23 protein-coding genes are annotated in these 24,047 nt (G+C 68.6%); 13 read left to right on the top strand and 10 right to left on the bottom strand.

Going from position 1 to position 24,047, the window contains the following annotated elements:
- The 5 genes from lipA to ACSFBF_RS31695 are packed head-to-tail and all read left to right on the top strand — an operon-like array spanning position 1 to position 5,326.
- Positions 1-1,002: a lipoyl synthase gene (gene lipA, locus ACSFBF_RS31715; RefSeq protein ID WP_435474000.1), complete on the top strand. Its 1,002-nt coding sequence runs from the start codon at positions 1-3 to the stop codon at positions 1,000-1,002.
- Positions 999-2,432, top strand: coding sequence for a glycosyltransferase (locus ACSFBF_RS31710; RefSeq protein ID WP_435473998.1), 1,434 nt, complete (start codon positions 999-1,001; stop codon positions 2,430-2,432). The genes lipA and ACSFBF_RS31710 overlap by 4 nt, the downstream gene beginning before the upstream one ends.
- Positions 2,429-3,205 carry a hypothetical protein gene (locus ACSFBF_RS31705; protein WP_435473996.1) on the top strand — a complete coding sequence of 259 codons (777 nt, stop codon included), beginning with the start codon at positions 2,429-2,431 and terminating at the stop codon, positions 3,203-3,205. Before ACSFBF_RS31710 ends, ACSFBF_RS31705 begins: the two co-directional genes overlap by 4 nt.
- Positions 3,153-4,193: a Gfo/Idh/MocA family protein gene (locus ACSFBF_RS31700; RefSeq protein WP_435473994.1), complete on the top strand. Its 1,041-nt coding sequence runs from the start codon at positions 3,153-3,155 to the stop codon at positions 4,191-4,193. The genes ACSFBF_RS31705 and ACSFBF_RS31700 overlap by 53 nt, the downstream gene beginning before the upstream one ends.
- Positions 4,190-5,326 carry a DegT/DnrJ/EryC1/StrS family aminotransferase gene (locus ACSFBF_RS31695; RefSeq protein WP_435473992.1) on the top strand — a complete coding sequence of 379 codons (1,137 nt, stop codon included), beginning with the start codon at positions 4,190-4,192 and terminating at the stop codon, positions 5,324-5,326. Before ACSFBF_RS31700 ends, ACSFBF_RS31695 begins: the two co-directional genes overlap by 4 nt.
- 18 nt (positions 5,327-5,344) lie before the next feature.
- Here ACSFBF_RS31695 and ACSFBF_RS31690 read toward each other — a convergent pair whose 3' ends face one another.
- Positions 5,345-6,031: a response regulator gene (locus tag ACSFBF_RS31690; RefSeq protein ID WP_435473990.1), complete on the bottom strand. Its 687-nt coding sequence runs from the start codon at positions 6,029-6,031 to the stop codon at positions 5,345-5,347.
- Positions 6,032-6,042: 11 nt separating this feature from the next.
- Positions 6,043-7,428 carry a sensor histidine kinase efflux regulator BaeS gene (gene baeS, locus ACSFBF_RS31685; protein WP_435473988.1) on the bottom strand — a complete coding sequence of 462 codons (1,386 nt, stop codon included), beginning with the start codon at positions 7,426-7,428 and terminating at the stop codon, positions 6,043-6,045.
- Between the two features lie 135 nt (positions 7,429-7,563).
- Between baeS and ACSFBF_RS31680 the strand changes: the two genes are divergently transcribed.
- Genes ACSFBF_RS31680 through ACSFBF_RS31670 form a run of 3 tightly spaced genes read left to right on the top strand, consistent with a single transcriptional unit; the run spans position 7,564 to position 13,359 of the window.
- A complete protein-coding gene (locus ACSFBF_RS31680; RefSeq protein ID WP_435473986.1) occupies positions 7,564-8,760 on the top strand; it encodes an efflux RND transporter periplasmic adaptor subunit in 1,197 nt (398 codons plus the stop codon).
- A 13-nt stretch (positions 8,761-8,773) separates the two neighbouring features.
- Positions 8,774-11,911, top strand: coding sequence for an efflux RND transporter permease subunit (locus ACSFBF_RS31675; RefSeq protein WP_435473984.1), 3,138 nt, complete (start codon positions 8,774-8,776; stop codon positions 11,909-11,911).
- Between the two features lie 5 nt (positions 11,912-11,916).
- The gene (locus ACSFBF_RS31670; RefSeq protein ID WP_435473982.1) at positions 11,917-13,359 is read left to right on the top strand and encodes an efflux transporter outer membrane subunit; all 1,443 of its coding nucleotides are present in this window, start codon (positions 11,917-11,919) and stop codon (positions 13,357-13,359) included.
- Here ACSFBF_RS31670 and ACSFBF_RS31665 read toward each other — a convergent pair.
- A complete protein-coding gene (locus ACSFBF_RS31665; protein WP_435473980.1) occupies positions 13,351-13,854 on the bottom strand; it encodes a hypothetical protein in 504 nt (167 codons plus the stop codon). The genes ACSFBF_RS31670 and ACSFBF_RS31665 overlap by 9 nt on opposite strands.
- A gap of 179 nt (positions 13,855-14,033) precedes the next feature.
- Here ACSFBF_RS31665 and ACSFBF_RS31660 point away from each other — a divergent pair, with 179 nt between their 5' ends.
- The 5 genes from ACSFBF_RS31660 to ACSFBF_RS31640 all read left to right on the top strand — a co-directional run bounded on the left by ACSFBF_RS31660 (position 14,034) and on the right by ACSFBF_RS31640 (position 18,753).
- Positions 14,034-15,566, top strand: coding sequence for a class I adenylate-forming enzyme family protein (locus tag ACSFBF_RS31660; protein WP_435473978.1), 1,533 nt, complete (start codon positions 14,034-14,036; stop codon positions 15,564-15,566).
- Positions 15,547-16,677 carry an SLC13 family permease gene (locus ACSFBF_RS31655; RefSeq protein WP_435473976.1) on the top strand — a complete coding sequence of 377 codons (1,131 nt, stop codon included), beginning with the start codon at positions 15,547-15,549 and terminating at the stop codon, positions 16,675-16,677. Before ACSFBF_RS31660 ends, ACSFBF_RS31655 begins: the two co-directional genes overlap by 20 nt.
- A gap of 52 nt (positions 16,678-16,729) precedes the next feature.
- Complete coding sequence (locus tag ACSFBF_RS31650) at positions 16,730-17,422, top strand: helix-turn-helix domain-containing protein (protein ID WP_435473974.1); 693 nt, start codon at positions 16,730-16,732, stop codon at positions 17,420-17,422.
- A gap of 78 nt (positions 17,423-17,500) precedes the next feature.
- Positions 17,501-18,349: a DMT family transporter gene (locus tag ACSFBF_RS31645; protein ID WP_435473972.1), complete on the top strand. Its 849-nt coding sequence runs from the start codon at positions 17,501-17,503 to the stop codon at positions 18,347-18,349.
- Positions 18,350-18,435: 86 nt separating this feature from the next.
- Complete coding sequence (locus ACSFBF_RS31640) at positions 18,436-18,753, top strand: hypothetical protein (protein ID WP_435473970.1); 318 nt, start codon at positions 18,436-18,438, stop codon at positions 18,751-18,753.
- 25 nt (positions 18,754-18,778) lie between these two features.
- Here the strand turns inward: ACSFBF_RS31640 and ACSFBF_RS31635 are convergent, their stop codons facing one another.
- The 7 genes from ACSFBF_RS31635 to ACSFBF_RS31605 all read right to left on the bottom strand — a co-directional run bounded on the left by ACSFBF_RS31635 (position 18,779) and on the right by ACSFBF_RS31605 (position 23,934).
- On the bottom strand, positions 18,779-19,822 hold the full coding sequence (locus ACSFBF_RS31635; protein WP_435473968.1) for an NADP-dependent oxidoreductase: 1,044 nt from the start codon (positions 19,820-19,822) through the stop codon (positions 18,779-18,781).
- 109 nt (positions 19,823-19,931) lie between these two features.
- Positions 19,932-21,314 carry a HAMP domain-containing sensor histidine kinase gene (locus tag ACSFBF_RS31630; RefSeq protein ID WP_435473966.1) on the bottom strand — a complete coding sequence of 461 codons (1,383 nt, stop codon included), beginning with the start codon at positions 21,312-21,314 and terminating at the stop codon, positions 19,932-19,934.
- Between the two features lie 26 nt (positions 21,315-21,340).
- A complete protein-coding gene (locus ACSFBF_RS31625) occupies positions 21,341-22,036 on the bottom strand; it encodes a response regulator transcription factor (protein ID WP_435473964.1) in 696 nt (231 codons plus the stop codon).
- Between the two features lie 50 nt (positions 22,037-22,086).
- A complete protein-coding gene (locus ACSFBF_RS31620; protein WP_435473962.1) occupies positions 22,087-22,476 on the bottom strand; it encodes a hypothetical protein in 390 nt (129 codons plus the stop codon).
- Positions 22,470-22,865 (bottom strand): DUF4260 domain-containing protein, encoded by a 396-nt coding sequence (locus tag ACSFBF_RS31615; RefSeq protein WP_435473960.1) that lies wholly within the window; start codon positions 22,863-22,865, stop codon positions 22,470-22,472. The genes ACSFBF_RS31620 and ACSFBF_RS31615 overlap by 7 nt, the downstream gene beginning before the upstream one ends.
- Positions 22,866-22,959: 94 nt before the next feature.
- Entirely contained in the window at positions 22,960-23,427 is a 468-nt protein-coding gene (locus tag ACSFBF_RS31610) for a Spy/CpxP family protein refolding chaperone (protein ID WP_093057760.1), read from the bottom strand.
- 132 nt (positions 23,428-23,559) lie between these two features.
- A complete protein-coding gene (locus ACSFBF_RS31605; protein WP_435473958.1) occupies positions 23,560-23,934 on the bottom strand; it encodes a DUF4148 domain-containing protein in 375 nt (124 codons plus the stop codon).
- Positions 23,935-24,047 lie beyond the last annotated feature (113 nt).

Raw genomic sequence — 24,047 nt, 5'->3', positions numbered from 1 at the left:
ATGAGCACCACAGAAGTCGTCCGCGACGCGCAAAGCGCCGAAACTTACAACCCCCTGGCCAAGCAGAAAGCGGCGGCCAAGCTCTCTCGCATTCCCGTCAAGGTGGTGCAGACCGGCGAAGTGCTCAAGAAGCCCGAGTGGATCCGCGTCAAGGCCGGCAGCCCCACCACGCGCTTCTACGAAATCAAGCAGATCCTGCGCGAGAGCAATCTGCACACCGTCTGCGAAGAGGCTTCCTGCCCGAACATCGGCGAATGCTTCGGCAACGGCACGGCCACCTTCATGATCATGGGCGACAAGTGCACGCGCCGCTGCCCGTTCTGCGACGTGGGCCACGGCCGCCCCGACCCGCTGGACAAGGACGAGCCGCTCAACCTCGCCAAGACCATCGCCAAGCTGCGCCTGAAGTACGTGGTGATCACCAGCGTCGACCGCGACGACCTGCGCGACGGCGGCAGCCAGCACTTCGTCGACTGCATCAAGAACATCCGCGAGCTCTCGCCGATGACTCAGATCGAGATACTCGTGCCCGACTTCCGCGGCCGCGATGACCGCGCCCTCGAGATCCTCAAGGCCGCGCCGCCGGACGTGATGAACCACAACCTCGAAACCGCGCCGCGCCTCTACAAGGAAGCGCGCCCCGGCAGCGACTACCAGTTCAGCCTGAATCTGTTGAAGAAGTTCAAGGCACTGCACCCCAACGTGCCGACCAAGAGCGGCATCATGGTCGGCCTCGGTGAGACCGACGAAGAAATCCTGCAGGTCATGCGCGACATGCGCGCCCACGACATCGACATGCTGACCATCGGCCAGTACCTGTCGCCGTCGGGCTCGCACCTGCCGGTGCGCCGCTACGTGCACCCCGACACTTTCAAGATGTTCGAGGAAGAGGCCTACAAGATGGGCTTCAGCCACGCGGCGGTGGGTGCGATGGTGCGGTCCAGCTATCACGCAGACCAGCAGGCAGGACACGTTCTGGCCGGCGCGCCGTCGCTCGATTGAACAACGACACGGCGACGGCCCCTGCTGCGGACGCGCCGCAGTCCGGCAAGCCCCTGCACATCCTGCTGGCGATGTGCTACCTGCTGCATCGCACAGGCGCCGAAATGTTCACGCGCGACCTGGCGATGTGGCTGCGCCGTCGCGGACACGCCGTCACCATCTTCGCAACGGCCTTCGGCGACATGGCGAACGAATTGCGCTTCGCCTCCATCGCCTGCGTCACCGACCTCACCGACATGGCGGCGCGGCCTGACGTGATCGTCGGGAACACACACCACGAGACGGTTCGCGCCCTGCTGCACTTCCACGACGTGCCGGTCATCACGATCTGCCACGACCGCAGCGCCGACCACGGGCGCCCGGCGCAGTTCGCACAGGTCGTGTGTCATGTGGCCGTCGACGAGAACTGCGCGCAGCGCCTCGTGCACGAGTTCGGCATCGCGCGCGAGCGCATCGAGCTGATCCAGAACGGTGTCGACCTTTCGCGCTTTCCCCGGCGCAGCGACCTGCCGGCGCAGCCCCGCACGGCGCTGGTCTTCAGCAACTACGCCTCGCACAATGCGCAGCTCGAGGAGATCCGCGCCGCCTGTGTGCAGCGCGGAATCTCGATGGACGTGATCGGCAGTGGCACCGGCAACCACCTGCCCGACCCGGCAGAAGCACTCGGCCGCTACGACATCGTCTTCGGCAAGGGCCGCTGCGCCACCGAGGCGCTGTGCACCGGCAACTCAGTGGTGGTGCTCGATCCAGCCTGGGGCATGGGCGAGATGGTGACGGCGGCGACCGTGGCCCACGCACGGCACTGGAATTTCGGCCGGGCGATGCTGATCCGGCCGATCACGCGGGAGAGCGTGGGCGCCGAACTCGACCGCTACGACGCCGACGATGCAGGCAAGACCGGCGAATGGATGCGCGCGCATGGCAGCCTCGACGCCACGCTCGGTGCGCTCGAGAGTTGCGTGCAGCGCATGGTCCTGCAGCATCCGGTGGTCGAGGTGCCCGCAAGTCAACGGGCGGACGAGATGTCCCGCTACATGCAGGACTGGATCCGGCGCGGCAGCCCTTCAGCGGCGCATCTGAATATTGCTTCCTTGCATCAGCACATCGCGGGGCTCCAGCAATCCTTCAACGACCATCAGCGCCTGCATCAAGTCCAGATTGACGCGGCGCAGGCCGAGGCGCAGCGGCAAGCGAGCTATGCGGCGGCGCATGCTGAGGCACGGCAGCAGGCGGACCATGCGGCCGCGCAATCGAACGCCGACTGCAACGCACGGCTGGCGGAAGCCGAGCAGCAGGCCCGGCAAGCGCGCACCGAGCTCAGCCTGCTCCAGGCGCAGTTGCGCGAGGTCTATGCCAGTCACTCATGGCGCGTGACCGGACCGCTGCGCCGTATTTCGACCCTTGTCCGCCCGGGCGGCCCAAGCGCATGAAGCCGCTGGTGATCGCCGCCCATTCGGGCCACGAACTGCTGCTCTGGAAATGGCTGCGCAACGAGCGGCCGGACTTCGTGGTGCTGACCAACGGCGCCGGGTCGACCGGTGTGCCTCGGCTCGATCCGACGATCGACAACCTGGCGCAAGCTGGCGCCCACTGGATTCCGAACGTGGTGCAACCAGTCGCCGATGCCGACATCTACCGGGCACTGCTCGAAGGCGACACGCGCCTGTTCACCCAGTGGGTCAGTGCGTTGACGACGCACGTCGTCGAACAAGGCATCGACTGCATCGTCGCCGACGAAGCGGAGGACTACAACCCTTCGCACGACCTGTGTCGCCTGCTGGCCAACCAGGTCGCCGCGCACGCCGCAGCGCGCGGCCGCGAGGTCGTCTCGCTCGGCTATCCCACAGTGGGCCATCCCAGCCCGCCGGCGCGGCTGGCCTCCGAGCGCCATGTCATGGTGGAACTCGACGGGCACGAGCTGCAGGCCAAGCTGGACGACATGCACGGCTATGCGCGCAGCTTCGGCGGCCAGCTGGAGCGGGAGCTGGCGGGCTTCATCGCCGAGTTCGGCGCCCAGGCCTATGGGCGGGAATGCCTCTTCGCCGCACAGCCCACGCGCTACGAACTGGCAGAAGCGCCCGCAACCAAGCCCTCTTTCGAAATCATCGGCGAAGAGCGCGTCGCGGCCGGCGTGTACAAGCACGTGATCCGTGGCGCCCATCTGCAAGCCGTGGCCGACCGGCTGCGCGACGCCACGCGCTGACACAGCCATCGACGCCTCGATGTCCTTCACGACGCCTGCCATCGACGACGACAGCACGGCCACCGTCGCCGACCCCATCGCCACCTCCGCGGCTCCGCTCACGCTCGACGCTCCGCTGGCCCATGCAGTCGTGGGCCTCGGCCGCTTCGGCTGCGTCCACGCCCAAAAGCTCCTCGCCCTGAGCGGCTTCCATCTGTGTGCCCTGGTGGATTGCTCGTCGTCGGCCCGCGCTGCCAGCGAACTCGCGGCGCTGCCGCTGTTGCCAAGCCTGGACGATCTGCCGCCGGGCATTGCGTCGGTCACAGTCGCCACCAGCGACGACGCGCACGCCGAAGTCGCAATGGCATTGATGCGGCGCGGCTGCCACGTGCTGGTCGAGAAGCCGCTTTGCATCGACCGGCACGAAGGCGCCCTGATGATCCGCACCGCGCGGCAATGCGGCGTCACCCTGAGCACCGGGCACATCGAGCGCTTCAACCCGGTGTTCGACGAAGCCGTGCTGGACCGGCTGCGGAACGCAGCGGCGAGCCACGGCCAGGGCCAGCAGCGCCAGCGTCCTTTCATGCGGTTTCGCCGCTATTCGACTCGCATCGCCACAGCCAGAGACAGCGTGCTGGACCTGATGGTGCACGACATCGACCTGTTTGCCTGGCTGTGCGCGATTCCCGTGGAAGCACCGCTGGAAGTGCTTGCGCGGCACATCGGTGAACAAAGCGTCCGCGCTCGCGTGCGGCTGGGCGAACTGGTCGCCGAATTCGAGAGCGGCTACGGCAGCATGCCGGCCAGCGCCCGGTTGCACGTGTGCGACGGCCACCGTGAGCAGTTGCTGGATCTGCGCCGTTCGACCGCGACGGCGACCGGCGACGATGCCCTGACACGGCAGTACCAGGGCTTCCGGCGCGCCATCCTGGGCCAGGCCAGCCGCGTCGCGTCGGGTGCCGACGGCCTTGTGGCCGTCACCCGGGCCTGCCAGATACTGCACGCATGAAGATCCCGCTGTTCCGGCCGGCGGCTTCCGCCGAACCGATGGCGGCGCGCCTGGCCCAGGCCCTCGCCGCCGTGCTGCGCAGCGGCACTTACATCCTCGGCCCGCAGGTCCTGGCTCTGGAGGCGCGGCTGTCGGCGCTGCTGCACGGCCGCGAGACCGTGGCCGTGGGGTCGGGTTCCGAGGCGTTGCTGCTGGCCTTCAAGAGCCTCGGCATCGGAAGCGCGGGCGGAGGGGACGCGATGGACGAGGTCCTGATGCCGACCTACACCTTCGTCGCGTGCGCGGAAGCGGTGCTCGGCGCCGGCGCGCGGCCGGTCTTCGTCGACAGTGCGCCAGACGACTTCCTGCCAACGCTCGCGCATTTCCGCAACGCCCGCACGCCGCGGACCCGCGCGATCCTCGCGGTCGGCCTCTTTGGCGACCCGAGCGGCCTGCCCGAGCTGGCCGCCTACTGCCGCGACGAAAAACTGCTGCTGGTCGAGGACGTGGCGCAGTGCCTCGGTGCTCAGGCAGGTGACGGCACCGCAGCGGGCAACGCCGGCACCTGGGGCGACGCCGCGGCGATGAGCTTCTATCCGACCAAGACCCTCGGCGCTGCCGGCGACGCCGGTGCGCTGGCCTTTAGAGACCCGCTCCACGCCAGCAAGGCCCGGCTGTTGCGCAACCACGGCTACCACGACGGCAGGCACCACTGCCTCGGGCACAACAGCCGCATGGACGAACTGCAGGCCTGCCTGCTCAATGCCGCCCTGGATGATTTCCCGGACCACATCGCGCGACGGCGCGCCATTGCCGCACGCTACCTGTCGGCCTGGGCGGACTTGCCGATTCGCTTGCCGCCAGACTCGCCCGGCCACGCGTGGAACTATTTCGTCATCCGGCTGCCCGGCCCGCGCGAACGCGAAACCTTTGCGGCCCGACTGGCCACATCCGGCATCGCCACTCGCATCTACTACGAGCAGCTGCTGCACCGGCACGAAGCACTGCGGCCCTGGCACGTCGATGGCGCCCTGCCGCACAGCGAGACGCTGGCCGGCTGTTCGCTCGCATTGCCGCTCTACCCGATGCTCGGCGACGAGGAAATCGAGTACATCATCGGTGTCGTGCGGCAAGCTGCTGCGACTGGCGCGTGATACGGGCGAACGCGGCGATCAAGGCAAGTCGAGCCGGTACCCCACCCCGTAGATCGACCGTATCAACTCCTGCCCCTGGCTTGCCGCATCGAGCTTGCGGCGCAGATTCTTGACGTGGCTGTCGACCGCGCGATCGGTCACCGCGCGCTGGTCTGCATGCACATGGTCGAGCAGCTTGTCGCGCGACAGCACGCGGCCCCGCGCATCGGCCAGCGCCTTCAGCAGGCGAAACTCGATCGGCGTCAGCCCCAGCGGGGTGCCGTGCAGCGTCGCCTTGTACGTCTGCTCGTCGATCTGCAGGGGCGATGCCTCGCGCGACGCATAGCCGCTGCGGCGCAGCAGCGCCTTCACGCGCGCCACCACCTCGCGCGGACTGAAGGGCGTCTTGCAGATGTAGTCGTCCGCGCCGATCTCGAGCCCCATCAGGCGGTCGGCCTCCTCGACGCGCGCCGTGAGCATGATGACGGGCACCTCGCTGAACAGCCGCAGTTCGCGGCACACGCTCATGCCGTCCTGGCCGGGCAGCATGAGGTCGAGCAGCACCAGATCCGGTCGGCGGGCTTTCACAGAGGGCACAACCTCCAGCCCGTTGGCGATCCATTGCGAGGTGTAGCCCGATGCCTGGAGATAGTCGGCGAGCAGCGCGGCCATGCGCGGCTCGTCCTCGACGATCAGGATGTGTGCGGGTGAAGAAGCAGTTGCCATGGTCGTGTCGTTCATCGCGGCAGCCGCACCGCAATCCACACCCCGCCCAGCGGCGACGCCTTGGCCTCGATGGTGCCGCCGTGCGCCTCCACGATGCTGCGGCAGATGGCCAGGCCAAGGCCCGCACCGCCGCTGGCGCGGTTGCGCGAACCCTCGCCGCGGAAGAAACGCTCGAACAGGCGCGGCAGCAGCGCCGCGTCGACGCCCGGCGCCGAATCCATGAGATCGATCGCGATCTCGCTGCCGTCCTCGCGCGCCTCGATGCGCAGCACGCCGCCCGCGTCGGTGTAGCGGCAGGTGTTGAGCACGAGGTTGCTGAAGAGCTGCTGCATGCGCCGCTCGTCGGCGAACATCGCCAGCGGCTGCGCGGGCAGCATCAGCTCCAGCCGCAGTCCCGCCGAAGCCAGCCTCTCGCGGAACGCATCCACGCTCAGTTCGATCAGCTCGCGCAGGTCGACGTCGGCCTTGCGGTACGCGAGCGCGCCCACGTCCGCCATCGACAGGTCGTACAGGTCGGTGACCAGCTTGTTGAGCATGCCCACTTCGTGCTGCAGCGAGCGCACTGCCTGTGCGTCGAGGCGGCGCACGCCGTCTTCCATTGCCTCCAGCTCGCCGTGCAGCACGCCCAGCGGCGTGCGCAGCTCGTGCGACACGTCGGCCATGAACTCGCGGCGCATCCGCTCGTTGCGCTGCAAGGTGAAGGCCAACGAATTGAAGTCGCGCGCCAGTTGTCCCACCTCATCGTGCGATGCCACCGCAACGCGACTTGCGTAGTCGCCTGACGTCAGCCGATGTGTGGCCGCAGCCACGCGCTTGACGGGCGCGAGCAGCACCCGCGCGATCCACCACGCGATGCCCGCGGCCAGCAGCACGCACAGGCTGCCGATGACCCAGCTCGCGCGCAGCTGGTTCTTCTGGAAGCGCTGGTCGCCCGCTTCGCTCACGCTCTGGAACGGCATCATGGCAACCCAGCCCACGGTCTTGCCGTCGACCACCACGGCGCGTTCGATGGCGCCTTTGCGAATCTCCCTGAAGCCCACGATCACCTGCCTGTTCGTATCGAGCAGTGCGATGCGCAGCACGGCGCCCGTCAGGTCGGACACCAGCGCCGGCGTGCGGCCCGGCTCGAAGCTCTCGCCCGACTCGGAAGGCGCCGGCCGCATGATCTCGAACCACGGGCGGGGGTTGTCTCGCAGGAAGTCCCAACTGCCGTTCTGCCGGTAGGCCGCGACGGCATTCGGCAGCACGGAGTCGAGCCGCTCCACGCCCTGCTCGTTGAGGTAGCCGACAAAGCCACGCTCGAAGTTCCAGCGCGAGGCGGCGCCCATCGCGACCACGGCCAGCACGGCGGTGGCCAGCACGGCGAGAAAGAGCTTGGTGGTGATGCTGATCTTCATGAAGGGCCACAAGATAAGCCAGATGAGGCCCGCGCGGTGCACTCCGCGCTCATGGCCGCGCACGCCGCAGGGACCTCCACATTGGCTCCACATTCGGTGAAGACCATGGATTCCAACCTGATTGGAACCCTGAACATGTCTTCCCGCTTCATCCGCACCGGCCTCGCGTGCGCCCTGGCCATCGGCCTGCTGGGCGCGATCGCGGGGTGCTCCGGCTCTTCTTCCTCCGCACCGCCCCAGCTTCCCGCCACGCAAGTCGGCGTGGTCACCATCCAGCCCGAGAACCAGCCGATCACCACCGAGCTGTCGGGCCGCACCCGCGCCCGCCTGAGCGCGGAGATCCGCCCGCAGGTCGGTGGCATCGTGCAGCAACGCCTGTTCGAAGAAGGCGCGCTGGTCAAGGCTGGGCAGGTGCTCTACCAGCTCGACCCCGCCAGCTACAAGGCGTCCTACGCCAGCGCGCAGGCCAGCGTCGCCAAGGCCGAGGCCACGGTCAACTCCGCGAAGGTCACCGCGCGCCGCAATGCCGAGCTCGCGAAGATCGACGCCGTCAGCCAGCAGACCAACGACGACAGCCAGGCCACGCTGCAGCAAGCCGAAGCCGAGCTCGGCGTGGCCCGCGCCTCGCTCGACACGGCGCGCATCAACCTGGGCTTCACGCGCATCACCGCGCCGATCGCGGGGCGCATCGAGGCCTCCACGGTCACACCGGGCGCGCTGGTCACGGCGAGCCAGACCACCGCACTCACCACCGTGCAGCAGCTCGATCCGATCCACGTCGACGTGACGCAATCGACCACCGAGTTGCTGCGGCTGCAGCGCGAGCTCGCGGCCGGCACGCTCAAGAGCAGCAGCGACAAGAGCGAAGCCTCGGTGAAGCTGCTGCTGGAAGACGGCACGGCCTACGCCCACGCCGGGCGCCTGCAGTTCGCGAGCGTCACCGTCAGCGAAGGCACGGGCGCGGTCACGCTGCGCATCCTGGTGCCGAACCCCGAGCGCACGCTGCTGCCCGGCATGTACGTGCGCGCCGTGCTCGAAGAAGGCGTGGCCGAACGGGCGCTGCTGGTGCCGCAACAGGGCGTGACGCGCACGGCCAGCGGCGATGCATCAGCGCTGGTGGTCACTGCCGACAACAAGGTCGAGAAGCGCGCGCTGAAGGTGTCGCGCGCGGTCGGCAGCCGCTGGCAGGTGACCGACGGGCTGAAGGCTGGCGAGCGCGTGATCGTCGAGGGCTCGCTCAGGGTGAAGGTGGGCGACACGGTGAAGCCCGTTGCGACGACCAGCGACACCGCCACGGTAGCCAGCGCGGCAACCGCCGGCACCGCCCGCTGAGGAGGCCCCGCACATGGCACGCTTCTTCATCGACCGGCCCATCTTCGCGTGGGTCATCGCCATCGTCATCATGCTGGCGGGGGCACTGTCCATCAGCACGCTGCCGCTGGAGCAGTACCCCGACATCGCACCCACCAAGGTTTCCATCAACGCGACCTACACCGGCGCGTCGGCCAAGACCATCGAGGACTCGGTCACGCAGGTGATCGAGCAGAAGATGAAGGGCCTCGACCGGCTCGTCTCGATGTCGTCGAGCAGCACCTCGTCGGGCACCGCGCGCATCGAGCTCACCTTCGAGGCCGGCACCAACGCCGACGTGGCGCAGATGCAGGTGCAGAACAAGCTGCAGCAGGCCGAGTCGCAGTTGCCGCAATCGGTGCAGAGCCAGGGCGTGACGGTCACCAAGTCGGGCACCGACTTCCTGATGATCGTCTCGCTGGTATCGCAGGACGGCAGCGCCTCGGCCACCGACATCGGCGACTACATCTCCAGCAGCCTGCTCGACGTGGTCAGCCGCATCGACGGCGTGGGCGACGTGCAGACGCTGGGCTCGGGCTATGCCATGCGCATCTGGCTCGACCCGGCCAAGCTGCAGAAGTATTCGTTGATGCCCTCGGACGTGACCACCGCGCTCACCAGCCAGAACACCGAAGTCTCGGCCGGCCAGCTCGGCGCGTTGCCGGCGGCCGCGGGCCAGCGGCTCACCGCGACCATCACCGCGCGCAGCAAGCTGCGCACCGCCGACCAGTTCCGCGAGGTGATCGTCAAGTCGGACAGCAGCAGCGGCGCGATCGTGCGACTGGGCGACGTCGCGCGCATCGAGCTCGGCAGCGAGAGCTACACCGTCAGCTCGCGCCTGGACGGCAAGCCGTCGTCCGGCATGGGCGTGAAGCTGGCCACCGGCGCCAACGCGCTCACGGTGTCGAACGCGGTGAAGGCCAAGCTCGCGGAGCTGGCGCCTTTCTTCCCCAACCAGATGAAGGCCGTGGTCGGCTACGACACCACGCCCTTCGTGCGCATCTCCATCGAAGAAGTGGCCAAGACGCTGGGCGAGGCGATGGTGCTGGTCGTGCTGATCATGTATCTCTTTTTGCAGAACCTGCGCGCCACGCTGGTCCCCGCCATCGCAGTGCCGGTGGTGCTGCTGGGCACCTTCGGCGTGCTGTCGCTGCTGGGCTACTCGATCAACACGCTCACCATGTTCGGCATGGTGCTGGCCATCGGCCTCTTGGTGGACGACGCCATCGTGGTGGTGGAAAACGTCGAACGGCTCATGACCGAGGAAGGGCTCTCGCCGAAGGAAGCCACGCGCAAGTCGATGCGCGAGATCACCGGTGCGCTGGTGGGCATCGCGCTGGTGCTGTCGGCGGTGTTCATTCCCATGGCTTTCTTCGGCGGCTCGACGGGCGTGATCTACCGCCAGTTCTCGGTGACCATCGTCGCGGCCATGCTGCTGTCGGTGCTGGTGGCGCTCACGCTGTCGCCGGCGCTGTGCGCCACGCTGCTCAAGCCCGTGGAGGCCGGCCACAACAAGGAGAAGCGCGGCTTCTTCGGCTGGTTCAACCGCAACTTCGAGCGCAATGCAGACCGCTACCGCTCGGGCGTCGGCGGACTGCTGCAGCGCGGCAAGCGCAGCCTGCTGGTGTACGCGCTGCTGGTGGGCGTGCTGGCCGTGACCTTCATGCGCCTGCCCACATCGTTCCTGCCCGACGAAGACCAGGGCACGCTGATGGCCCAGGTGAAGCTGCCCGCCAGCGCCACCGACGAGCAGCTGCAGCAGACCATGAAGAACTTCGAGGACTACCTGTCTTCGCAAAAGGAAGTCAGCCACTTCATCACGCTGACCGGCCTGAGCGGCGACCAGGCCACGGGCAACGCCTTCATCACGCTGAAGGACTGGAGCGAACGCGGCGGCAAGGCGCAAGACGCCGCATCGCTGTCGCGCCGCTTCACGATGGAGATGGCCGCGCGCACCAGCAACGCCAACGTGTTCGTGATGCTGCCGCCGGCCGTGCGTGGCCTGGGCTCCAACGCGGGCTTCGACGTACAGCTGCAGGACCTTGGCGGCATCGGCCACGAGGCGCTGGTGCAGGCGCGCGAGCAGTTCCTGACCCTGGCCAAAAAAGACCCGGCGCTGAGCCAGGTGCGCAGCAACAACCTGGACGACACGCCGCAGTTCGCCATCGACATCGACGACCGCAAGGCCTCGGCGCTGGGCCTGTCGACTTCGGACATCAACGACACGCTGTCCAGCGCCATGGGCGGCAGCTATGTGAACGACTTCATCAGCAACGGTCGCGTGAAGAAGGTCTATGTGCAGGCCGACGCGCCCTTCCGCATGCAGCCTGACAGCGTAAACAGCTGGTACGTGCGCAATGCAAGCAGCGAGATGGTGCCGTTCTCGGCCTTCGCCAGCAGCCGCTGGACGTATGGCTCGCCGCAGCTGTCGCGCTACAACGGCATGTCGTCGTTCGAGCTGATCGGCGACCCTGCCGCGGGTGTGAGCTCGGGCGCGGCGATGGATGCGGTGGAAAACATCATGAAGCAGCTGCCGCAGGGCATCGGCTACGAATGGGCCGGCAGCTCGTATCAGGAACGCCTGTCGGGCTCGCAGGCGCCGCTGCTCTACGCGGTGTCGATTTTGTTCGTGTTCCTGTGCCTCGCGGCGCTGTACGAGAGCTGGTCGGTGCCGTTCTCGGTGATTCTGGTGGTGCCGCTGGGCGTGCTGGGCGCGGTGCTGGCGACGAAGCTGGCGGGGCTGTCGAACGACGTGTACTTCCAGGTGGGGCTGCTGGCCACGGTGGGCCTGTCGGCGAAGAACGCGATCCTGATCGTGGAATTCGCCAAGCAGCTGCAAGACGAGGGCGTCGCGCTGATCGATGCCACGCTGCAGGCGGTGCGCCTGCGGCTGCGGCCCATCTTGATGACCTCGCTGGCCTTCATGTTCGGCGTGCTGCCGCTGGCGCTGAGCAGCGGCGCGGGCTCGGGCAGTCGCCGCGCCATCGGTGTGGGCGTGCTCGGCGGCATCGCGACCGCCACGGCGCTGGGCATCTTCTTCGTGCCGCTGTTCTTCGTTGTGATCCGGCGCTTCTTCGCGCAAAAGAAAAAACCCGCGGTGGCTCCCACGCTGACCGCGCTGCCTGAGGCATGAACGCCATGACCCGAATTCATTTCAGACTCTCCGCACTCGTTGCAGCCGCGCTGCTGGCCGGCTGCGTCAACCTCGCGCCCGTGTACTCGCGGCCCGAAGCGCCCGTGCCCACGGCCTGGCCGGCCTCCGCGAATGCGAAGGAGGCCAAGGACGCGACTGTCTCCGCAACCACCGGCTGGCAGAGCTTCATCAACGATGACCGGCTGCGCCGCACCATCGCGCTCGCGCTGGCCAACAACCGCGATCTGCGCGTGGCGGTGCAGAACATCGAGAAGGCGCGCGCGCAGTACGGCGTGCAGCGCGCCGAGCTGTTCCCAAGCGTCGCGGCCACGGCGGGCGCCACGCGCGCGCGCACCTCGGCCGCAACGAGCAGCAGCGGCGAATCGTCCATCGGCTCGACGTACAGCGCGTCGCTGGGCTTCAGCAGTTACGAGCTCGACCTGTTCGGTCGCGTGCGCAACCTCAACGAGGCGGCGCTGCAGAGCTATCTGTCGACCGAGGCCACGACCCGCAGCACGCAGATCAGCCTGGTGGCGGAAGTCGCCTCGGCCTGGCTCACGCTGGCCGCGGACAACGAACGGCTGAAGCTCGCACAGGACACGCTGGCCAGCCAGCAGCGTTCTTATGCGCTGACCGGCCGCATGCATGAACTGGGCGCCAGCTCGGCGCTGTCGCTGGCCCAGGCGCAGACGACGGTGGATTCCGCGCGCGTGGACGTGGCCAGTTACACCGCGCAGGTGGCGCTCGACCGCAACGCGCTGGACCTGCTGGCCGGCGCCACCGTGCCCGACGATCTGCTGCCGGCCGCAGGCATGGCCACGGCCAGCGCGCTGGTCGACGTGCCCGCGGGCCTGCCTTCGACGCTGCTGCAGCAGCGGCCCGACGTGCTGGCCGCCGAGCACACGCTGCAGGGCTCGAACGCCGACATCGGCGCAGCGCGCGCGGCCTTCTTCCCGACGATCTCGCTGACCGCGAGCTCGGGCTCGTCGAGCACGGCGCTGTCGGGCCTGTTCAAGGGCGGCAACAGCACCTGGAGCTTCGCGCCATCGGTCAGCCTGCCGATCTTCAACGCCGGCAGCAACCGCGCCAGCCTCGACTCGGCCAAGGCGCAGCGCGAGATCGACCTCGCCACCTACGAGAAGACCGTGCAGACCGCGTTCAGGGAAGTGGCCGACGCGCTGGCCACGCGCGGCTCGATCGGCGAGCAGATTGCGGCGCAGCAGTCGCTGGTCGATGCCACGCAGAAGAGCTACACGCTGTCGAACGCGCTCTACCGCAGCGGCAGCTACAGCTTTCTCGAAGTGCTGGACGCGCAGCGCTCGCTGTACACGGCGCAGCAAACGCTGATTGGCCTGCAGCTGTCGGAGCAGAGCAACCGCATCACGCTCTACAAGGTGATGGGCGGCGGGGACACGGTACGGGCCGAGACCACCGCATCGTCACGCTGATCGCGTGGCGTTCTCTTTCATCTTCGCCAGCGCAATGGCGATGGCCGCGCCACCCAGCGTCTTGATCAGCCCCGAGTGCTGCGCGTAGAACTGGCTCACCTCGTCGATCACGCCCGCATGCTGCTGCTCGGCATGCGCGGCGATCTCGGTCACCTGCGCGGGCGACAGCTGCGAGGCCTGGTCGGGCGTGACCTGCGCCTGCCCCGGCTGCAACACGCGCCCGAGCACGCCGCCGGCCAACACCGAGGCAGCGGCCGGGCCCAGCGTGGCCAGGATCTGGTTGAGCACGCCGGCCTGCTGCGCGGGCGACGACTGGCCGAACAGCTTGCCGACCGTGTCGCCGAAAGGCGGCGTCTGGTCGGAGCGCATGGCCGCGGCGAGCCCCGCGCCAATCTCGCCGGGGGAGGCGTGCTGCGCGACCTGGTCGATGTGGGCCTCGGCGTTGTTGCTGTTGTTGTTGCCGATGGCCTGCTGGAGGATGTCGAGTAAACCCATGGTGAGCTCCTTGATGGTCGGGCATGGTCGCCCCGCCTTCCTGAGCGGCAACTGACGGCACCCTGTCCTGCACCGGCAGGCGTCGCCTAGGCGCTGGCCATGCGCGGCGGGTCCGCTATCCTGCCGGCTGGCCAAGATGAAGGACTGACTCTCCCATGCACCCCGCTGTTCAAGCCTCTATGGAACGCAGTTTCGGCGCCATTGCCGATCTGGTTCGCCTCCACGCACTCCACACCCCCGACCACGCCGCGCTGGCAGACGCCGGCCGCACGCTGGACTACCGCGCGCTCGACGCGCTGATGGACCGCGTTGCGGCCAGCCTGCAGCGCGACGGGCTCAAGGCGGGCGACGCCATCGCCATCTGCGCCTCGTCGTCGGTGAACTACGCGGCCGTGTTCCTGGGCGCGTTGCGCGCGGGCGTTGCGGTGGCCCCGCTGGCGCCCGGCTCCACGCCCGCCAGCCTGGCCCGCATGATCGAGGACGCCGACGCGCGCATCCTGTTCAGCGATGCTTCGGCGGCCGAAGTGATCGGCCCGGCGAAGGACGGCGGCATTGCGCGCGTTGCGCTTGACGGCTCGCAGGTCGGCCGCGACTTCGAAGGCTGGCTGGCGCCGGCCGGCGCGAAGCCCGAGGCCGTCGAGGTGCAGCCCGGCTGGGCCTTCAACATCATCTATTCGTCGGGCACCACCGGCGAGCCCAAGGGCATCGTGCAGGGCCATGGCATGCGCTGGTCCCATGTGCAGCGCGGCGCCAAATATGAATACGGCCCCGACACCGTCACGCTGCTGTCGACGCCGCTCTACTCCAACACCACGCTGGTGGTGTTCTTCCCCACGCTGGCCTTCGGCGGCTGCGTGGTGCTGATGCCCAAGTTCGACGCGCTCGGCTACCTGCAGCTGGCGCAGCAGCGCCGCGTGACGCACACCATGCTCGTGCCGGTGCAGTACCAGCGGCTGATGGCGCACCCGCGCTTCGACGAGCACGACCTGTCTTCCTACAAGTTCAAGTTCAGCACCAGCGCGCCCTTCAACGCCGCGCTCAAGGCCGACGTGCTGAAGCGCTGGCCCGGCGGGCTGATCGAGTTCTACGGCATGACCGAGGGCGGCGGCACCTGCATCCTGGAGGCGCACCTGCACCCGACCAAGCTGCACACGGTGGGCCAGCCCGCCGAGGGCAGCGACATCCGCCTGATCGACGAGGAAGGCAACGAGCTGCCGCGCGGCAACACCGAGGTGGCCGGCGAGGTGGTGGGCCACTCGGGCGGCATGATGACCGGCTACCACCGCCAGCCCGAGAAGACACGCGAAGCCGAGTGGTTCGACGCCAGCGGCAAGCGCTTCATCCGCACCGGCGACGTGGGCCGCTTCGACGCCGACGGCTTCCTCACGCTGTTCGACCGCAAGAAGGACATGATCATCAGCGGCGGCTTCAACATCTACCCGAGCGACCTCGAGGCCGTGCTGCGCGGCCATGCGGCAGTGGCCGACGTGGCGGTGGTCGGCGTGCCGTCGGAGCAATGGGGCGAGACGCCGGTGGCGTTCGTGGTACGCCGCGAAGGCGACGCCACGACGGAAGACGCGCTGCTGCAGTGGACCAACGCCCAGCTCGGCAAGACGCAGCGCCTGGCGCGGCTGAGCTTCATCGACGAGCTGCCGCGCAGTGCCATCGGCAAGGTGCTCAAGCGCGAACTGCGTGAACTCGTCGGCCGCTGACACCACGGCGGCGCCGTCCGAGCACGGCGGCGGCGGCAACGGCCTGCTCTGGGTGCTGGTGGCGGTCGCCGTACTGTTCGCCTTCCTGCGCCCGCGTGCGCCGATGGACTGGCTGCGGCTGGTCGACTGGCAGACGGTGGGTGCGCTCGCGGGGCTGCTGGCCATCACGCAGGGCGTGGAGAAGAGCGGCATGCTGCAGGCCGCCGCGCAGCGCCTGCTGGCGCGCACGCACAACCAGCGCAGCCTGGCGCTGATGTTGACGGCCAGTGCAGCCTTTCTCTCGGCGCTGGTGACCAACGACGTGAGCCTGTTCCTGCTGGTGCCGCTGACGCGCGTGCTCGCCACGCAGGCGCACCTGCCGCTCGCGCGTCTGGTGGTGCTCCAGGCACTTGCGGTGAACGCGGGCTCGGCGCTCACGCCCATCGGCAATCCGCAGAACCTCTATCTGTGGCACCGCTCGGGCGAGAGCTTCTTCGCCTTCATGGGGATGATGGGACCGACGGTCGCAGTGATGCTGTTCTGGCTCTTCGTCGCAGTGTGGCTGCTGGTGCCGCGCACGCCTATCGAGCTCAAGCCCGAGGCCGAGGCCGCGCCGGTGCAGCCGCGCCTGCTGGCGCTGGCGGGGGTGCTGTTCATCGGATTCGTGGTCGCGCTGGACCGGCACTGGCTGCTGGCGGGGCTGGGCGTGGTGTTCGGCGTGTTCCTGGTGTCGTATCCGCGCGTGCTGCGGGGCATCGACTGGGCGCTGCTCGCGATCATCGCGCTGATGTTCGTGGACCTGCGGCAGCTGGCGGAGCTACCCACCGTCGTTGCGCTGCTAGGCCACTGGCCCATCACCGAGGGCTGGCGCGCCTACCTCGCGGCCATCGTCACGTCGCAGTTCATCAGCAACGTGCCGGCGGCGATCCTGCTGGATGGCCACGTGCGCGAACTGCCCGCGCTGGCGGCCGGGGTGAGCGTGGGCGGCTTCGGCTGCGTGCTGGGCTCGCTGGCCAACCTGATCGCGCTGCGGCTTGCGAAGCTGCCGAACGGGCTGCGGGAGTTTCACCGCATCAGCATTCCCTTTTTGCTGGTGTGCGCGGCTTCGGCGCTGCTGCTGCGGCTGGGGTGACAGCGGCGGTGCGCGGGCGGACAATCGCTCCCTCCCTTCCCAGCCCTTTTCCATGCACACGCCCGCCACGCACACCCTGGCCCTGCGCGACTACGGCCACTCGCACGGCAGCCATGCGCACGACCACTTCCAGGTGCTGATCGGCCTCGACGGCGTGCTGGAGATCGAAGTGGAAGGCCGGGGCGCCGGCATCGGCGTGGGCGAGGCGCAGGTGGTCGCCCCGGGTGACCGGCACGACTTCAGCGCGCGCAAGCACGGCAGCCTGTGCCTGGTGCTCGACACCACGCAGCCGGCATGGGCCCGCTGCGCCGAGCGTGCGCCGCCCGATTCGCCCCAACTTCACGCGCTCGCGCGCTACCTGGCGCAATGCATGAAGCAACCGCAGGCCTCGGCCCTGGCCTTGCAGCACGGCCCCGCGCTGCTGCTGGAGGCCTGGAGCCCCGCGCCGGTATCTGCGGATTCGCGCCGCCGCCGCATCGACTGGACCCTGCTCGCCGACTGGGCCCGGGCCCGCTGGCATGAACCGCTGGGCGTGGCCGACCTGGCCGATGTCGCCTGCCTGAGCCCGAGCCAGTTCGCGCAACGCTGCCGCGACGAGCAGGGCGTGAGCGCGATGCACTGGCTGCGCTCGCTGCGGCTGGCGCATGCGCGTGAGCTGCGGCTGGGCGGCATGAGCGTGGCTGAGACGGCGCGCCGCACGGGCTACCGCTCGCCCTCCGCACTCACCGCCGCGCTGCGTCGCTGACCGCTCCCCGGCAAGACCGTCGTTGCGCGACGACGGACCGTCATTGCGCGACGACCGCGTCGCTTAGCCTTGCCGCTCATGTCGTCCACCGTCTACGCCCTGCTGGCCATCGCGCTCTGGGCCACGCTCGCCTCGCTCGGCACTGCGCTGTCGCACCTGCCGCCTTTTCTTCTGACCGGCCTCGCGCTGATCGTCGGCAGTGTGCCGAGCTGGCCGCTGGTGCTGCGCGACCGCTCGGCATGGAAGGTGCCGCCGCGCACGCTGGCGCTGGGCATCTACGGGCTGTTCGGCTTTCACTTCCTGCTGTTCATCGCACTGCGGCATGCGCCGCCGGTCGAGGCCAACCTCGTCAACTACCTGTGGCCGCTCTTCATGGTGGTGCTGGCGCCGGTGCTGCTGCCGAGCATGTCGCTGCGGCCGCTTCACCTGGTGGCGGGGCTGCTGGGGTTCGCGGGCGCGGCGATCGCGATCCTCGGCGCGCGCGGTGGCACCACGGCGGCAACGGGAGCGCAGGAGTACTGGGGCTTCGTGCCGGCGCTGGGCTCGGCCTTCGTCTGGGCGAGCTATTCGCTCTGGACGAAGCGCGTGGCGGCCTTCCCGACCTCGGCGATCGGCCTGTTCGGGCTGGCCTCGGGCGTGCTCTCGCTGGCCTGCCACGCCGTGCTCGAGCCCTCGGTGGCGCTGTCTGGCCGCGACTGGCTGCTGCTCGTGCTTTGCGGCCTCGGCCCGCTGGGCGCGGCTTTCTTCGCGTGGGACATCGCGCTCAAGCGCGGCGACGCGCGGCAGATCGGCATCCTGAGCTACCTCACGCCGCTGGGCTCGACCGCGCTGCTGCTGCTCGTCACCGGCCGGCCGCTGACCTGGACCATCGCCGTGGCGGCCTGGCTCATCGTCTCGGCGGCTGTGATAGGCACGCGTGCGCGCTGACTTGCGCTGAATCAGGCTGTATCCGACGGCTCGGCGTCTTCTTTTCTGGCTAGAGTGGAGGCTCAGGAATAAAGGAGCCAACCCACATGGACGACAAAAACAGGGATTTCGAGATCACGCCCAAGCTGGTGTTCGACCTGAACCTGGCGCTGTACCTCGACCTGGTGGCCGCGCTGGAGGGCGCGGGCGCCGTCACCTACCGCCAGATGGCGGCCCGGGTGCTGAACATCAGCATGGATGCGCGCGGCGACGGCGAAACCGGCCTGTCGACAGTGCTCGAAGGCATTGCCAGGGGCTTTGCAGGCCATGGCGACGGCCTGTCGATCGAGCTGCTGAAGGCCGCGCGGGGCCTGCGCGAGGACGACGCGCTGGGCGACATTCCCATGCGGCCCGACGAAAGCTGAAGAAGCGCTTTTTTCTTCTTCTTTTTCAGGCTTCCGCCACCTGCAGCACCAATTTGCCGAAGTTTTCTCCGGCAAAGAGCTTGTTGAGCGACTCGGGGAAGGTGTCCAGGCCCTTCACGATGTCTTCCTTGCTCTTCATGCGCCCATCTTTCAGGTAGCCGGCCATCTCGGCGATGGCGATGTGATAGCGGTCGGCGTAGTCGAACACCACGATGCCTTCCATGCGCGCACGGTTCACCAGCAGGCTCAGGTAGTTCTTGGGGCCGGCCGCGGGCATGCTGTTGGCGTTGTTGTACTGGCTGATGGCGCCGCAGATGATGATGCGGGCCTTGCGCGCGAGCCGCGCCAGCACCATGTCGAGGATCTCGCCGCCGACATTGTCGAAGTAGATGTCCACGCCCTTCGGGCAATGGGTCTTGAGGCCTTCGCGCACCGCGCCTGCGCCGGCTTTGTAGTCGATGCAGGCGTCGAAGCCCAGCTCCTTCACCACCCAGTCGCACTTGGCGGCGCCGCCGGCGATGCCGACCACGCGGCAGCCCTTGATCTTGGCGAGCTGGCCCACGGTCTGGCCCACCGCGCCGGCCGCACCGGAAACCACCACCGTTTCGCCGGCCTTGGGCATGCCCACGTCCATCAGGCCGAAGTAGCCGGTCATGCCGGGCATGCCCAGCACGTTGAGCCACTGGCCGATGGTGCCGACGTTCAGGTCGATCTTCACCAGGCCGTTGCGCTTGATCTGGTCTTCGGGGATCAGGATGTATTCCTGCACGCCCAGCGTGCCGTACACGGTGTCGCCCACCGCGAACTGCGGGTTCTTCGAGGCAACGACGCGGCCGACGCCGCCGGCGCGCATAACCTCGTCGATGCCCACGGGCGGGATGTAGCTCTTGGCGTCGTTGAGCCAGCCGCGCATGGCGGGGTCGAGCGACAGCGACAGCGTCTTGACCAGCACGCCGCCCTCGGCTGGCTCGCCGACGGGCTCGGTGGTGAATTTCCAGTTCTCGCGGGTGGCCGTGCCCTCGGGGCGTTTGGCGAGGCGAACCTGGTGGTTGGTGAGTGAGCTGCTCATGGTGTCTCCTTGACCTTGAATGCCGGACGCTGGCACGGAGGCGCATCGTAGCCGTGGCCCGCGGGCGGGCTGGTAGCGCAGGTGACAGCGCCCGCCGGGCCGCCTTGCCTCAGGCCAGCCTGACGATGATCTGCAGCCCCGGCCCGGCGTTGCGCACCGTCAGCTCGCCGCCGTGCGCCTCGGCAATCAGCCGGCACAGGTACATGCCGAGGCCAACGCCTCCGGTGGCGCGCGCCCGTGCGCCGTCGGTGCGGTAGAAGGGCTCGGTCAGCCGCTCGAGCTGTTCGTCGTCCACGCCGGGGCCGTGGTCGCGCACCTCGATCTCGATGCCCTGCTTCCTGCCGTCGAGCACCGCGCGCAGCGACACGCAGGGCGGCCGTGGTGCGTCGGCGCTGTAGCGCAATGCGTTGTCCAGCAGGTTGCGCACCAGCAGGCGGATGCGCATGCGGTCGACGGCATGCGGCGGCAGGCCTTCGGCCAGGTCGAGGTGCACGTGCTGCGCATCGGGCATCTCGGCCACGATCTCGCGGATCAGCACCGCCAGGTCGACCGGCTCGCGCTGCAGCGCCACGTGCGGGCTCGCGAGGCGTTCGCTTTCGAGCAGGTCGCTGATGAGGTCGCGCATCTCGTTGAGGTCGCGCAGCAGCGCCTCGCGCTCGGCCTGGCCTTCGGGCGTGGCCGGCAGCAGCTCGGCATTGAGCCGGGCACGCGTGAGCGGCGAGCGCAGTTCGTGGCTCAGGGCGAGCAGCAGCCCGCGCTTGGCATCGAGCATGGCCTGGATGTCGTCGGCCATGGTGTTGATGCGTTCGGCGAGATCGCCGAGGTCGTCGTTGCGGCGCACCGGAATGGGCTGCGTGAACTCGCCACGGCCGAAGCGCTGCGCGCCTTCGCGAATGTCGATCAGCGGCCGCAGCAGCCGGCTCACGTAGGCATAACCCAGCAGCACGCACGACAGCAGCACGCCGAGCGTGGCCCAGCCGGTGGCACGCGGCGCCAGCTGCCAGAGCTTGGGCGCCCAGCCGAAGATCACGCGGTGGCCGTCGGCCGTGGGGCGGATGAACCACTTGTCGCCCCCGAACACATCTTCGCGGTCGTGCATCCAGCCGCCGGGGCTGTTCGCGCCGCCGGGGTTGGAGTCCCAGTTGACCTTGGGGCCGACGATGCGGATGGTGATGGGCAGCCGCGCCACGAGCGCCTGCGCGCGCCCCACGTCGGGCGGCGTACCGATCTCCGCCACCAGGCGGTCGGCGTAGTCGGTCAGCATCGGCTTGGCAGCTTCGGCCCAGCCGGTGGAGAAGGCCTTCTTCATGCCGCCCATGAACACCGCCGCCATCACCATGGCCAGCACCACGAACATCAGCACCAGCCGCACGCGCAGGGAGCGGCGCCAGCGGCGCTTGCCCTGCACTTTCTCGTTCCAGCGCGCGTGCCACTTCGTGTGCCAGTCCTCGCGCGATTGCTCGTCGCGGCACTCCTCGCCGCGCCATCTCATCCTGCGGGATTCCCGGCGGCCGAAACTCATGCAGGTTCGCTTCGTGCCACAGCAAGCGCGTAGCCGGCGTTGCGCAGCGTCTTGATGCAGTCCAGCGGCTCCAGCTTCTTGCGCAGACGGCTCACCACGATGTCGACTGCGCGCGTGTAGAGCTCGGCCTCGTGGCCGCGCAGGCGATTGAGGATGTCGTCGCGGCTGAACACCTTGCCGGGCTCGGCCGCCAGCAGCGCCAGCAGTTCGAACTCGGTGCCCGTGAGCTCCACGCGCTCGCCGTGGCGCAGCACCTGGCGCCGGTCGAGGTCGATCGACAGGCCGTCGAACACGCGGTGCTGGGTGCCGTTGGCTACCGCCTGCGGCACGCTGCGCTGGCGGCGCAGGATGGTCTGCACGCGTGCCACCAGCTCGCGCGGCTCGAAGGGCTTGGGCACGTAGTCGTCGGCGCCAAGCTCGAGGCCGACCACGCGGTCCATCACTTCGCCGCGGGCGGTGAGCATGACGATGGGAATGTCGCTTTCCTTGCGGATCTCGCGGCACAGCTCGAAGCCGTCCATCTCGGGCAGCATGACGTCGAGGATGGCCGCGTCGTAGGTGCCGGCGCGCAGCTTGGCGAGGCCTTCGCTCGGGCGCACGGCGCTCTCGAGCGTGCAGCCGAAGCGTGCGAAGTAGGTTGTCAGCGGCGCGGCGAGGTGTTCGTCGTCGTCGATCAGCAGGATGCGCGGCATGGCGGGATTGTGCCTCCTGGCAAGGAAATGGCGGATGACCTCGCTGACCATCAGACCTGCCGGCATCGCACCGCCCAGGTAAGACCCGTCACGAGGAGTGAGAGCAAAAGCGCGTGGTAGACCACGTCGGGCACGGTGCGCGGACCGATGCCCGCCACGATGGTGCCGAGCCCGACCAGCGTGCCCAGCAGCGCGAAGCCCTGGCCGAAGATGGCGGCGCGGCGCGCGTCCTCTGGGCGCAGCCAGGTCTCGACCGTGGCGAGCACCAGCACGGTGGCGATCACCGCTTCAGCGATGCGGGCCTGCCCATGCGCATAGCCCGGCACGATGCGACCGGCATGCACCATCGATGCGAGGCCGAGCGCGAGCGCCTCGGTCAGCATCCAGGCGCGCGCGGCCTGCGGGCGCATGACGGGGACTGTGCTGCCTTGGCTCACCATGGATCGGCCTTTCCGATGCGGCCCAGATGCGTGGCGGCAAAGCCCGCCGCGTACTTGAGCCCGTAGCCGAGTGCGCGATCGAAGCCGATGTGGACCAGCCAGATCAGGCTGCCGGCCACCGCCCACGGCATGGCCGCAAGCACGCCGAGCGCCAGCAGCAGCACCGGCCCGACGTACGAATGCGCCGCGTTGTAGAGCGCCGCGCCCACGCGCGGGCCCGCAAGGTAGCCCAGCAGCGAGAGATCGGGCGCGAGCAGCCAGAGCGCGAACATGCCCCAGCCCAAGCCGAACTGGGCGTAGGCAGCGAGTGCCACGCCGAGCACCACGGCGCCTTCGACCCGCAGCAGCGCACGCACCCCGCCCGCTACCGCTGCCTGTTCGGGAGACACCGTGGAACCGGCTTCGCCGGTCCACAGCTGTCGCCCCCGGAGAGGGGGAAGGCGAAGCGACACGAAGTGCGCGAAGCCCGGGGGTGAGTGGAGCCTATCCACGATGGCTCCAGCGGCGGCCACCTCGGTCCATGAAGTCGCGCACCTTCTGCTGCTGCGCGGCGTTCAGGTTGTCGTAGAAGTCGGCAGCGGCGGCAATGATCTCGGGGCTGCCGTTGCGCACTGCGGCGGTCTTCTCTTCGACCAGGCGCGTGGCGCCGGCCTGGTCGAGCTTGTTGCCCGCGAACAGCGCCTTGAACTGCGAGCGCGGGTCGCCCGAGCCGCCGGCGCCGCGCATGGCTTCGCGCTGCGCCTGCAGCTTCTCGGCCAGCACGGTGAGCTTCTGCTTCTGGTTGGCGTCGAGCTCGAGCTTGCTGCCCACGCGCTCGATCATCTTCGCGCGGAACTCGGCGCTGTCGCCGCCGCCCCAGCCGTGTCGTTGGCCGGCACAACCGGCGATGCTGCCGGCAACCATTGCGGCGCCCGCAAAACCGAAGAGAGTTCGTTTGATCCAGTACTTCATGGTGATTCCTTGTGTTGTCTGTGAGGAGGAAGCTCCATGGTGCGATCTGCACCGGGCCAAGTCCTCTCGCTGCGGTTGCGGCGTGTTTCGTTTTATTGCGACGCGCGAGGCGGCAAGCCGGAGGCTGTTTGCTTACAGGCGGCTGCTCTTGGCGTTGGCAGCCGAGGCGCGCGCGTCGACGGGGTTCTGCATCGTCGAGATGACTTGGCTGTTCACGCGCGAGCTGGCCGACACGTTCTGGTCGGGCGCAGCGGTGGCGCGCACGGCTTCGGCGACGATGCGACCGCGCTCGGTCGACACGGCCATGGTCTCGGCGCCGCGCGAACCGCGCACCACGTTCTGGTTGGGTGCCGATGCGGTGCTCATGGCTTCGGCGCTGACGTCGGCGCGGCTCTTGGCCGACACGGTGGGCTGCACGCCCTCGTAGCTTTCAGCCTTGGCGCCGGCTGCGGCGAGCATGGCGAACGAGCCAACGGCAATGATCTGGGTCAGGGAGAGAGATTTCATGATGCAGGCCTTTCTTTCAGGGTTGGAAGAGGAGGCCTGATCGTGCTTGCGGGGTTCCCGCAAGTCCTTTCGCCGCAGTTTCGGCGTGTATCGTTTCTTTTCACCCACCCGCC

The organism is Variovorax nivicola (assembly GCF_051216475.1).
In the GTDB taxonomy this organism is placed as follows: domain Bacteria; phylum Pseudomonadota; class Gammaproteobacteria; order Burkholderiales; family Burkholderiaceae_C; genus Variovorax.
Note: the sequence above shows the minus strand (reverse complement) of the source record. Positions and strands in the feature narration are given on the sequence as shown.

Excerpts from the sequence above, each read along its gene's own strand:
- lipA (WP_435474000.1), top strand. The coding sequence starts at position 1 with ATGAGCACCACAGAAGTCGTCCGCGACGCGCAAAGCGCCGAAACTTAC.
- ACSFBF_RS31705 (WP_435473996.1), top strand. The coding sequence starts at position 2,429 with ATGAAGCCGCTGGTGATCGCCGCCCATTCGGGCCACGAACTGCTGCTC.
- ACSFBF_RS31695 (WP_435473992.1), top strand. The coding sequence starts at position 4,190 with ATGAAGATCCCGCTGTTCCGGCCGGCGGCTTCCGCCGAACCGATGGCG.
- ACSFBF_RS31690 (WP_435473990.1), bottom strand. The coding sequence starts at position 6,031 with ATGGCAACTGCTTCTTCACCCGCACACATCCTGATCGTCGAGGACGAG.
- baeS (WP_435473988.1), bottom strand. The coding sequence starts at position 7,428 with ATGAAGATCAGCATCACCACCAAGCTCTTTCTCGCCGTGCTGGCCACC.
- ACSFBF_RS31680 (WP_435473986.1), top strand. The coding sequence starts at position 7,564 with ATGTCTTCCCGCTTCATCCGCACCGGCCTCGCGTGCGCCCTGGCCATC.
- ACSFBF_RS31675 (WP_435473984.1), top strand. The coding sequence starts at position 8,774 with ATGGCACGCTTCTTCATCGACCGGCCCATCTTCGCGTGGGTCATCGCC.
- ACSFBF_RS31670 (WP_435473982.1), top strand. The coding sequence starts at position 11,917 with ATGACCCGAATTCATTTCAGACTCTCCGCACTCGTTGCAGCCGCGCTG.
- ACSFBF_RS31665 (WP_435473980.1), bottom strand. The coding sequence starts at position 13,854 with ATGGGTTTACTCGACATCCTCCAGCAGGCCATCGGCAACAACAACAGC.
- ACSFBF_RS31660 (WP_435473978.1), top strand. The coding sequence starts at position 14,034 with ATGGAACGCAGTTTCGGCGCCATTGCCGATCTGGTTCGCCTCCACGCA.
- ACSFBF_RS31650 (WP_435473974.1), top strand. The coding sequence starts at position 16,730 with ATGCACACGCCCGCCACGCACACCCTGGCCCTGCGCGACTACGGCCAC.
- ACSFBF_RS31645 (WP_435473972.1), top strand. The coding sequence starts at position 17,501 with ATGTCGTCCACCGTCTACGCCCTGCTGGCCATCGCGCTCTGGGCCACG.
- ACSFBF_RS31640 (WP_435473970.1), top strand. The coding sequence starts at position 18,436 with ATGGACGACAAAAACAGGGATTTCGAGATCACGCCCAAGCTGGTGTTC.
- ACSFBF_RS31635 (WP_435473968.1), bottom strand. The coding sequence starts at position 19,822 with ATGAGCAGCTCACTCACCAACCACCAGGTTCGCCTCGCCAAACGCCCC.
- ACSFBF_RS31630 (WP_435473966.1), bottom strand. The coding sequence starts at position 21,314 with ATGAGATGGCGCGGCGAGGAGTGCCGCGACGAGCAATCGCGCGAGGAC.
- ACSFBF_RS31625 (WP_435473964.1), bottom strand. The coding sequence starts at position 22,036 with ATGCCGCGCATCCTGCTGATCGACGACGACGAACACCTCGCCGCGCCG.
- ACSFBF_RS31620 (WP_435473962.1), bottom strand. The coding sequence starts at position 22,476 with ATGGTGAGCCAAGGCAGCACAGTCCCCGTCATGCGCCCGCAGGCCGCG.
- ACSFBF_RS31610 (WP_093057760.1), bottom strand. The coding sequence starts at position 23,427 with ATGAAGTACTGGATCAAACGAACTCTCTTCGGTTTTGCGGGCGCCGCA.
- ACSFBF_RS31605 (WP_435473958.1), bottom strand. The coding sequence starts at position 23,934 with ATGAAATCTCTCTCCCTGACCCAGATCATTGCCGTTGGCTCGTTCGCC.